Raw genomic sequence first — 5460 nt, forward strand, 5'->3', positions numbered from 1 at the left:
GACACCCTGGTGGGTCGCAAGTAAGGATGACCTAACTTTGTTAGCGCGCACTGACTCGCGCGCGGCCACAGGGAGGACACCGGGGTGGATCTGCTGCGCAGCGGCCTGCGGGGGGAGCGGGCCGTGCTCGGAGCGGGCCTGGCCGCCACGGTGGTGCAACAGGCCGCGTTGCTCGCGTTGCCGTGGTGCGTCCAGCACGGGCTCGACGAGGGGATCACGCCGGGTGACTCCGGGCGGACGGTCTTCTGGTCGGTCACGACCTGTCTCGTCGCGGCGCTCATGCTGGTCGCGGCGGTGGCGGGCAAGTGGTGGTCGAACCTCGCGGCGAACCGGATCGCGCACGCGCTGCGCGGTGACCTGGCGGCCAGGGTCGGGGTGCTCGACCGGGCCGCTCTGGCGCCGTTCGGCCGCGGTGACCTCGCGATGCGGGTGACCAGGGACACCGAGATGATCAACGCCTGGGTGCAGGGGCTGACCAGGTGGTCGCGGGTCGTGGTGACGGTGCTGGTCGTGGTGCCCGCGGTGGCGCTGCTCGACCCGGTGCTGCTGACCGTGCTTCTCGTCGCGATGCCGCTGCTGGGCCTGCTCAACGCCCAGTTCCCCGGTCGGTACCGGGCCGCCAATGAGCGGCTCTCCGGTGCCCACGGCGACCGCGCCGACGCGGTGGAGGACTTGCTCTCGGCCAGTGCCGCGGTGCGTGGCCTCGGTGGCGAGCAGGTGCTGGTCCGCCGCCACGGCGAGGTCAGCGCGCACGTCACCCGGCACACCTTGGGTGTAGCCAGGATCTCCGCGTGGTGGGTCTCCGCGCCGCCCGCGTTGCTGCGGCTCGCGGTCGCGATCGGTCTGGCGGTCGGTGGCCTGGCCGCGATCGACGGCCGGATCACCGTGGGCTCGCTGGTGGCCTTCACCTCCTGGATGATCACCATGACGGTGGCGGTGACCGTCCTGGTCGACCTGCTGGTCAACCGCGGTCAGGCCAGGGTCGCCGCGGCCAGGGTCGCCGAGGTCCTGGCGGCCCAGCCCGCCGTTGCCGCCCCGCACGACCCGCGCCCGCTGCCCGACTCCGGGATGCTCTCGGCCGTCGGGGTGACCGCCGTGCGCGACGGCAGGACCGTGCTCGGCCCGGTGGACCTGCTGGCCGCGCCCGGTGAACTCGTCGTGGTGACCGGCCCGACCGGCTCCGGCAAGTCCGTGCTGGTGCGCCTGCTGTGCAGGCTCGACGACCCGGACCACGGAACCGTCCACTTCGGAGGGATCGACCTGCGGCTCGCCGACCCCGAGCAGGTGTGGCGGCGGATCGGTGTGGTGCCGCAGCGGCCGGTAGTGCTGTCCGGGACGTTGCGCGACAACATCACCCTCGACCGCGACATCGACGAGGACCTGGTTCGAGAGGCGTGCCGGGTGGCCGCGCTCGACGAGTTCATCCAAGACTTGCCCGACGGTTACGACACCGTGGTCGGTGAGCGCGGTGAGACTCTCTCCGGCGGACAGGTGCAACGGCTCGCGTTAGCCCGGGGGCTTCTGGACAAGCCACCGGTGCTGGTGCTCGATGACGTCACCTCCGCGGTCGACGCCGAGACCGAGCGGACCATCTTGCGCCGGTTGCGCGACTGGTCCCCGCAGACCGCCATCGTGTTCGTCTCGCACCGCCCCGCCGTGGTCGCCGCGGCCGACCGGCTGATCACGCTCGCCGCTGACCGGGAAGACATGGAGGTCGTCGGTGGCTGAGATCCGCACGCTCGACGAGGCGCCGTCGACGAAGGGTGTCCTGCGCCGGTTCTGGCCGCACCTGCGCGCGCACCGCTGGCGCATCGGTGCCGCGATGCTCACCACCGCCGCGGCGACCGCCGCCGTCGTCGGCATCGCGCCGGTCATCGGCTCCGGTGTCGACGCGGTGCTCGGCAGGGACTCCGGCGGGTTGTGGACCGCCGTGTTCGTCCTCATCGGACTGACCTTGGCCCGGCTCGTGCTGCTCGCCGCCGCGGAGCTGCAGCTGACCTCGGTGGGTGAGCGGGTGGTGCGCCACCTGCGCGAACTGGTCGTCGAGCGGCTGGCGGGCGCGCCGCTGCGGTTCATCGAGGCGCACCGCACCGGTGACCTGCTGCGCCGAAGCACCGGCGAGGTCGCCGAGCTGGCCCAGTTCGTCCGCTCCAGTCTGCCCGACCTGCTCGGCGCGGCGATCTCGCTGAGCATGACGGTCATCGTGCTGCTGGTGTACTCCTGGCTGCTCACGGTCATCCTGCTGGCGGTGTTCCTGCCCGCCGCGGTGCTGGTGCTGCGCTGGTTCGACCGCGACGCGGACGACGCTTTCGGCGACCAGGCCGCGGCCGAGGCCACCATGGCCGCCCAGTTCACCGAGTTCGTCGCCGCGGGGGAGACGCTGCGGCTCGGTGGTGGGGTGCGCGCCAGGCTGCGCCGCTTCGGCAAGTCCAACGACGAGGCGTTGCGCGCGGCCAACCGCACGGTCGCGGTGCAGAACCGGCTGGAGACCATGAGCCTGCTCGAAGGGCTCTCCACCGCCGTGCTGCTGCTGCTCGGCGTCTGGTTCGTGACCTCCGGCCAGATCAGCGTCGGCACCGTGGTGGTGTTCGTGCTGGCCACCAAGAACCTGTTCGAGGGCGTGCTCAACCTCTCCGAGCTGCTGGCGGAGCTGCAACTCGCCCGGGTCGGCCTGGCCCGGCTGCTCGACCTGCTTGACGCTACCGAGCGCCCGATCAAGCAAGCGACTGCGGCCGCTGCTCCCACGCGCGCGGATCTGTCTACATCGGACCTCGAATACGCTTACATCAACGGTTCCGAGGTGCTGCACGGCGTCTCGGTGTCCTTCGCCGAAGGCGACCGTGCCGGCCTGGTGGGCCAAACAGGCTCCGGTAAGACCACCCTGGCCAAGCTCCTGAGCGGCCTCTACGCCCCAGACCGTGGTCAGGTCACCTACGGCGGTGTCGACTTGGCCGACCTCGACGAGGCGGACCTGCGCGGCAAGCTCGTCCTGGTCCCGCAGCAGGTCCACTTGGTCGATGGCACTATCGCCGACAATCTCGCTCTAGCGCCTACCGCGCCGACCCGCGTGGACATGGTGTCCGCCGTGCACTCTCTCGGGCTCGACGACTGGGTGGCGTCGCTGCCCGAGGGGCTCGACACGGTCGTCGGTCGTCGTGGCGACCGGTTGTCGGCGGGGGAGCGGCAGATCATCGGCCTGGTCCGGGCCTCGCTGGTCGACCCGGCGGTGCTGATCCTCGACGAGGCCACCGCCGACATCGACCCGGAGACCTCCGCCCGGTTGGAGCGCGCGGTCGACCGCCTGCACACCGGTCGTACGCTCATCGTCATCGCGCACCGCGAGGCCACCATCGAGCGGCTACCGCGGGTTGTCACACTCGCCGGAGGGCGGGTTGTTCAGGAGGAGAGGGCAGGTTAGTGCCGCTTGTCGAGGTAAACGGCATCAGTTTGAGCTACCACGACAAGGGCACCGGCGACCCTGTCTTGATGCTGATGGGCACTGGCAGTTCCGGCCGTGTTTGGCACCTGCACCAGCAACCCGCTCTAGTCGCCGCCGGGTACCGCGTGATCACGGTGGACAACCGCGGCATCGCGCCGTCGTCAGAGTGCGCGGACGGCATCACCGTGGCGGACATGGCCGCTGACGTCGCCGCGCTCGCCGCGCACCTCGACCTCCCGCGCTTCGACCTGGTCGGCACGTCCCTCGGCGCGCGGATCGCCATCGAGGTCGCGGCCACCCGGCCCGACCTGGTCGGCGGGCTCGTGCTGATGGCGACCCGGTCTCGGCAGGAAGCGCTGCACGCCGCGTTCGACGCCGGTGAGCTGGAGCTTGCGAAAGCGGGAATTCGACTTCCGGCCCGCTTCCACGCAGCTTCTACAGCTTTGTGGAACCTTTCCCCGCGCACGCTGTTCGACGCCGGGAAAGCGCGGGAATGGCTTGACGTGCTCGAGTTCGGCACCCAGCCGCCGAGCGCGGGCGTGATCGCGCAGATGGCCATCGCCGACGACCCCGACCTGCTCGCGATCTGCGCCAGGATCGCCGCGTCCACGCTGGTCATCGCCTTCGCCGACGATGTGGTGACCCCGCCGCACCTGGGTCGCGAGGTCGCTGACGCCATCGCCGGAGCCCGGTTCGCGCGGGTCGCCGACGGCGGTCACTACGGTTATCTGGAACAGCCCGCGGCGGTCAACGCCCTGCTGCTGGAATTCCTCGCCGCGCGGTGATCACGCCGGTGTGACCGAACCCGCACGAGATCGGCTACCACTTCTCCACCTGACCGAATTAGGTTAGCCTAACCAACGGTTAATCCGGTCCCCCTGAGGAGTGCGCGCGATGTCGACCAACCCGTTCGACGACGAGAACGGCACCTTCCACGCCCTCGTCAACGACGAGGGCCAGTACTCGCTGTGGCCGACGTTCGTGGCGGTCCCGGCGGGCTGGCAGGTCGTGTTCGGCCCGGACACCCGGGCCGCCACGCTGGCCCACATCGAGGCCAACTGGACCGACATGCGCCCGCGCAGCCTGGCCGCCCGGATGGACGCCGACAAGGCAGGCGCCTGACCGTGGCCACGCCAGTCGCCCGCCGCGGTCCGGCGGGGCGCGACACGCTGCGCCCGTATCGGCTCACCGTGGCCAGGACCGAACGCGTCACCCCGCACACGTTGCGGGTGACGCTGACCGGTCCGGATCTGGCCCACTACACCGAGGTCGGGCCGGAGCCGCGGTGCAAGGTACTGCTACCGCCCACTCCGGACACAGATGTTGTTGTGCCGGACGGCGTCCCGTTCTGGGACGCGTTGGCGGACCTACCGGAGAGCGTGCGCCCAATCGTGCGGACTTACACCGTGCGAGCGGCCCGTCCCGCCGACCTTGAGATCGACATCGACTTCGTGCTGCACGGTGATACCGGCCCGGCCTCGCGCTGGGCGGGGTCCGCGCGTCCTGGCGACTCGGTTGGCCTCTATGGCTGTCTGAGCAGCTTTGCCCCGCCTACCGACACCACCGCGTACCTCTTGGTTGGCGACGAGACGTCGCTGCCCGCCATCGCGGGTATCGCAGCGTCGTTGCCCGCCGGAGTACCCGTGCGGGTCATCGTCGAGGTCGACTCGGTAGCAGAAGAGCAGCCGTTGGAGTCAGCGGCAGATCTCTCGGTCACCTGGCTGCACCGAGACGGTGCCGAGCCGGGCACCGGGACCGGGCTACTCGACGCGGTCCGCGCCGAGTCGATCGACCAGCGCGTGTTCGCGTGGGTGGCGGGGGAGTCCGCGGCCGTGCAGTCGATCCGGGCGCTGCTCGTGCTGGAGCGGGACCTGACCAAGCAGCGGGTGTACTTCAGCGGCTACTGGCGGCGCGGGCACGCCGAGGACGACTGAGCCGGGTTTTCCAGCTGTACCAGCGCGCCGGGGCCCGCGTCGTGGTCCCGGTGCGGGTGAACGCCGTGCCGGAGAGGGTGAGCGGAG

5 protein-coding genes are annotated in these 5460 nt (G+C 70.8%); all 5 read left to right on the forward strand.

What is annotated here, in order from left to right:
* Positions 1-84: 84 nt before the first annotated feature.
* Positions 85-1728 (forward strand): ABC transporter ATP-binding protein, encoded by a 1644-nt coding sequence (locus tag CLV68_RS25990; protein WP_121393523.1) that lies wholly within the window; start codon positions 85-87, stop codon positions 1726-1728.
* The gene (locus CLV68_RS25995) at positions 1721-3418 is read left to right on the forward strand and encodes an ABC transporter ATP-binding protein (protein WP_121393524.1); all 1698 of its coding nucleotides are present in this window, start codon (positions 1721-1723) and stop codon (positions 3416-3418) included. Before CLV68_RS25990 ends, CLV68_RS25995 begins: the two co-directional genes overlap by 8 nt.
* A 68-nt stretch (positions 3419-3486) precedes the next feature.
* A complete protein-coding gene (locus CLV68_RS26000) occupies positions 3487-4224 on the forward strand; it encodes an alpha/beta fold hydrolase (protein ID WP_342772811.1) in 738 nt (245 codons plus the stop codon).
* 109 nt (positions 4225-4333) lie between these two features.
* Positions 4334-4561 carry an MbtH family protein gene (locus CLV68_RS26005; RefSeq protein ID WP_092774689.1) on the forward strand — a complete coding sequence of 76 codons (228 nt, stop codon included), beginning with the start codon at positions 4334-4336 and terminating at the stop codon, positions 4559-4561.
* 2 nt (positions 4562-4563) lie between these two features.
* Complete coding sequence (locus CLV68_RS26010) at positions 4564-5373, forward strand: siderophore-interacting protein (protein WP_170224586.1); 810 nt, start codon at positions 4564-4566, stop codon at positions 5371-5373.
* Positions 5374-5460 lie beyond the last annotated feature (87 nt).

The sequence above is a fragment of the Actinokineospora cianjurensis genome (assembly GCF_003663795.1).
Lineage (GTDB): Bacteria > Actinomycetota > Actinomycetes > Mycobacteriales > Pseudonocardiaceae > Actinokineospora > Actinokineospora terrae.